Annotated in this window: 1 pseudogene; it reads left to right on the plus strand. The window is 75.6% G+C overall.

Going from position 1 to position 1,400, the window contains the following annotated elements:
- Positions 1 to 48 precede the first annotated feature (48 nt).
- Positions 49 to 1,400, plus strand: a pseudogene (locus IH13_RS0133620) (GAF domain-containing protein); the annotation flags it as partial.

The following is a 1,400-nucleotide window of genomic DNA, read 5'->3' on the forward strand; positions in this document are numbered from 1 at the left end:
GGCCGTGCGTCCGCCGGGCGGACCGCGACCGCCTCCGCCGCCCCCCATCTGCGCCGCCTCCTGGAACTGCTGGCCGACGACGCGCCCGCCGAGGTGCTGGGCGCCGTCACCGGCCAGGCACGGCAGGCGGGTGTCGACGGCGCCGACCTGGCGGAGACCGAGCGGGCGGTGGCCACGGCCCTGCGGGTACGGGGTTCGCTGCGCGCGCACCGCCGCCGCGAACTCGAACTCACCGCCCTCTTCGACACGGCGGGGGACCTCGCCGCCTCCCGCGACCTCGACGAGGTACTGAAGGCCATCGTCCGGCGGGCCCGGATGCTGCTGGGCACCGACACCGCCTACCTGACACTGCCGGACGAGGAGGCGGGGGACACGTACATGCGGGTCACGGACGGTTCCGTATCGCCGGTGTTCCAGAACCTCCGGCTCGAACTGGGCGAAGGACTCGGCGGGTTGGTGGCGCAGACCGCACGCCCGTACGCGACGCCGGACTACCGCACCGACGACCGTTTCCGGCACACCCGCAACATCAACGCGGGCGTGTTCGAGGAGGGCCTGGTGGCGATCCTCGGAGTGCCGCTGCTGCTCGGGTCCGTACACGGCGGCGACCGCACGGTGATCGGCGTACTGTTCGCCGCCGACCGCAGCCCCCGCGCGTTCGGCCCCGACGAGGTGGCGCTGCTCTCCTCGCTGGCCGCGCACGCCGCCATCGCCATCGACACCGCCCGCGCCCTGCACGACACCCGCGCCGCGCTCGCCGAACTCGCCGAGGTCAACGAGCTGGTGCGGGCCCACGCGGCGGCCGTGCAGCGTGCCGAGGAGGCACACGACCGGCTCACCGACCTCGTGCTGCGCGGAGGGGGCGTGCGGGACGTGGCCGCCGCGGTGGCCGGACTGCTCGACGGGGCGCTGACCGTGCACGACCCGGCGGGCCGCCCGCTGGCCGCGGTCCGGCACGACGGCGGCCCGTTCGCCGCCGACTCGATGGACGCGGCCTGGCTGGTCTCGGCCGCCGAGGAGTCCCGTGCGGCCGCCCGCGCGGTGGCCCGCTCGGGCCGGTGGATCTGCGCGGTGCTGGCCGGACAGGAACTGCTGGCCATCATGGTGCTGCACCGGCGGCTCGTGCTGGAGGACGCCGACCGGCGGATGTTCGAGCGCGCCGGGGTCGTCACCGGTCTGCTCATGCTGCTGCGGCGCACCGTGGCCGAGACCGAGAACCGGGTGCGCGGAGAACTCGTCACCGACCTGCTGACCGACGCGGGCCGCAATCCGGCGCTGCTCGCCGAGCGGGGCCGCCGACTGGGCGTGGACCTCGACCGGCCGCACCTCGTCCTGGTCGCCGACACCGGGACGGAGGTCCGGGAGCGGCTCGGCTCGGCCGTCGGCCGCTACCTCTGCGG

Origin of the sequence: Streptomyces sp. NRRL WC-3549 (assembly GCF_000721935.1) — a bacterium.
In the GTDB taxonomy this organism is placed as follows: Bacteria; Actinomycetota; Actinomycetes; order Streptomycetales; family Streptomycetaceae; genus Streptomyces.